Origin of the sequence: Microcoleus sp. AT3-A2 (assembly GCF_036705685.1) — a bacterium.
GTDB lineage: Bacteria > Cyanobacteriota > Cyanobacteriia > Cyanobacteriales > Microcoleaceae > Microcoleus.
Genome location: NZ_JAUBVF010000143.1, coordinates 1 through 2,441 on the forward strand (window position 1 = coordinate 1; position 2,441 = coordinate 2,441).

General features: G+C 40.4%; 4 protein-coding genes and 1 pseudogene. 2 read left to right on the top strand and 3 right to left on the bottom strand.

The genetic code is table 11. The features are described 5' to 3' along the window. Positions 1-21: 21 nt before the first annotated feature. The 3 genes from QUB37_RS29500 to QUB37_RS29510 are packed head-to-tail and all read right to left on the bottom strand — an operon-like array spanning position 22 to position 1,108. Complete coding sequence (locus QUB37_RS29500) at positions 22-291, bottom strand: hypothetical protein (RefSeq protein ID WP_333168770.1); 270 nt, start codon at positions 289-291, stop codon at positions 22-24. Positions 292-315: 24 nt separating this feature from the next. Then, a complete protein-coding gene (locus QUB37_RS29505) occupies positions 316-828 on the bottom strand; it encodes a hypothetical protein (RefSeq protein ID WP_333168772.1) in 513 nt (170 codons plus the stop codon). Positions 829-868: 40 nt separating this feature from the next. After that, positions 869-1,108, bottom strand: coding sequence for a hypothetical protein (locus QUB37_RS29510; RefSeq protein ID WP_333168773.1), 240 nt, complete (start codon positions 1,106-1,108; stop codon positions 869-871). An 83-nt stretch (positions 1,109-1,191) separates the two neighbouring features. On the opposite strand from QUB37_RS29510, the pseudogene QUB37_RS30000 reads away from it, so the two are divergent. Both QUB37_RS30000 and QUB37_RS29515 read left to right on the top strand, forming a co-directional pair. Then, positions 1,192-1,527: pseudogene (locus QUB37_RS30000) on the top strand (IS1634 family transposase); the annotation flags it as partial. 620 nt (positions 1,528-2,147) lie between these two features. Further along, the gene (locus QUB37_RS29515; RefSeq protein ID WP_333168774.1) at positions 2,148-2,381 is read left to right on the top strand and encodes a hypothetical protein; all 234 of its coding nucleotides are present in this window, start codon (positions 2,148-2,150) and stop codon (positions 2,379-2,381) included. Positions 2,382-2,441: the final 60 nt, after the last annotated feature.

Below are 2,441 nucleotides of genomic sequence, written 5' to 3' on the forward strand. Positions count from 1 at the left end.
ACCTAAACGGGTCTCAGCTAACTATGTTATTCTACCATAAATATAGTCTGTGTACTTACGCCGAGCTGTACTAGACAGGTTTGAATCTCTCTTTGTCTCCCTGCTCTTGTTTTGCTGTTGCTGTTTAAAAAAATTTCCGATCTCTGGCGCTACTTGTGTTAGTACATGGTCTCTGACTGCTAGTTCAATGCTAGCAAAGTCTTTGAGTTGTTCTTTTGGTGTATTCTTGAGAAGTATGGCGGCAGCAGCTTGCAAATGTTTTTGTAAGATTTTACTTTCTTCGGCTGTCATCTATTTTTCCTTTTATCTTTTGTCCTATTCTCTCATACTTTTTCTCTGAGTATTTCTACTTATTGCATAACTGAGATGCTCCCTGTAGAGATTTTCTTTAAGATGATACCAGTCAAGAATTTCGCGTCTTTGCTCCGGTGTGGAGATGTCCGCCATTAAATTCCACACCCCTGGATGACCATCGCCCAAACAAGTAATCGTTTCTGACAAAGGCTGACGATTCACCCAATCTACCAAGGCTTCATTTTCCTGAAAGAATGCAGCATGGGCTTCTTCGTGTAAAGTCACCGCTTTATAGTCTCGCCACTCACTAGGTTTTCCTTTATCTGTCCTCAATCTTGCCTTACCGCCGTCTATACTTAGATCTGTCACGGTTTGCTCTGCAATGACTTCAACGAATTCTTGCCGATGGACTAGACGTTGTTGGGTGCTGTGGTCAACATATATTCCCGTCAATTGCTTCAAATCTCTTGCTGCATTGGCGTATGAAACATTTGCGCTCAGCAATAAGCAACTTGCTTCGAGTTGTGGACTCAATCGGGTTCGTTTCTTCAATCCTAGTTTCTGGCTTTGTTTCTCACTGACTTGCCATACTCCTAGACAGGTTTGAATCTCTCTTTGTCTCCCTGCTCTTGTTTTGCTGTTGCTGTTTAAAAAAATTTCCGATCTCTGGCGCTACTTGTGTTAGTACATGGTCTCTGACTGCTAGTTCAATGCTAGCAAAGTCTTTGAGTTGTTCTTTTGGTGTATTCTTGAGAAGTATGGCGGCAGCAGCTTGCAAATGTTTTTGTAAGATTTTACTTTCTTCGGCTGTCATCTATTTTTCCTTTTATCTTTTGTCCTATTCTCTCATACTTTTTCTCTGAGTATTTCTACTTATTGCATAACTGAGATGCTCCCGATCCGTTATTTTTTACTTCCAGCGTATTCGTGAAAAAGCCGGAGCGAGTTGAAGCAATCGGAATGATAATGGGACTGTGTTTGTTAGTGTATAATTTAGCGCAAAGGAAATTGAGACAACAATTAGAAGCTACCAATGAGCAAGTGAAAAATCAGGTAAAGAAATTGACCGATAAACCGACAATGCGCTGGATATTTCAGGTGTTTCAGGCTGTGCACTTAGTGACGATAAATGGCTCGAAGCAGGTCAGCAATTTAACCCAATAACACCAAGATATCTTGCGGCATTTAGGAGAGTATTGCTGTCAATACTATTTAATATTTTCAAGTGAATAACGATTGCGATCGAGGTGTAGATATTTGTGAAAAATTTTCATTAATTAGTCAAGACAATTTGCTCTTGGCATAAGTTTCCTTGCTTCAAAATATGAGCAACCGCTCTAAAATAGCAACATGAATATATGAAAAAAAGCCAATTATTTCAACTTACTTATTTTAGGTAAATTTGACAAGCTTCTGGAATGCTAAAACTGTATAATTTCAGCCTAAAAGCGTTTGGCTTCCAAGTTTTCACAACTGATAAAGAAATCCGACCGACATCTGCGGAATGTGGGCTAAATAATTGGAGCTATATCAGTCACTGTAGTTTAGACTAACTAAAGATGAGAACGGTGACCCAAGAAAAACTAGAGCCACCGTTAAGGAGAGAATGAGGGTGAAAAATAAAAACCTATTCACTCCTTAAATGAACAGTGAACGATTAAAGGACTTTCGTCAAGAAGCATACGAGTTATTGGTACGAGTCAAGGATGCAACATTCGAGCTCATGGATGCAGTGATGACCACGCCCGAATTCGTCATGTTTGGCCGAATTTTCGCTCAATCCATTATTCAATCGTCAATGGTCAAGCGTTTACGAGGCATTGCAAGACTGTAGGCCAGACCGGAAAAAACTGATGCTGCTGTATCTCCAGCAATTAGAACAGCAAGTACCCGTAGCAGAACATCTGTTAGTGGCAATTGACCACACTGCATGGGGGAGACCAGATGCTAAAACATTAAAAGATAGAACCCATGAATATCAGGGGGGCGTAATTATTGGACAAGGGTACAGTACCATTGCGTGGATACCAGAAGCACAAGGAAGCTGGGCATTACCCCTACTCCATGAAAAGACATCTCCAAAATAGTAACACTTCGTGGTAATATCACATCATAAAGCTTTTTTGACACAGAAACATGAGCGACAT

Bases quoted from the DNA above. Each gene is read 5' to 3' on its own strand.
- QUB37_RS29500 (WP_333168770.1), bottom strand. From the start codon at position 291: ATGACAGCCGAAGAAAGTAAAATCTTACAAAAACATTTGCAAGCTGCT.
- QUB37_RS29510 (WP_333168773.1), bottom strand. From the start codon at position 1,108: ATGACAGCCGAAGAAAGTAAAATCTTACAAAAACATTTGCAAGCTGCT.
- QUB37_RS29515 (WP_333168774.1), top strand. From the start codon at position 2,148: ATGCTGCTGTATCTCCAGCAATTAGAACAGCAAGTACCCGTAGCAGAA.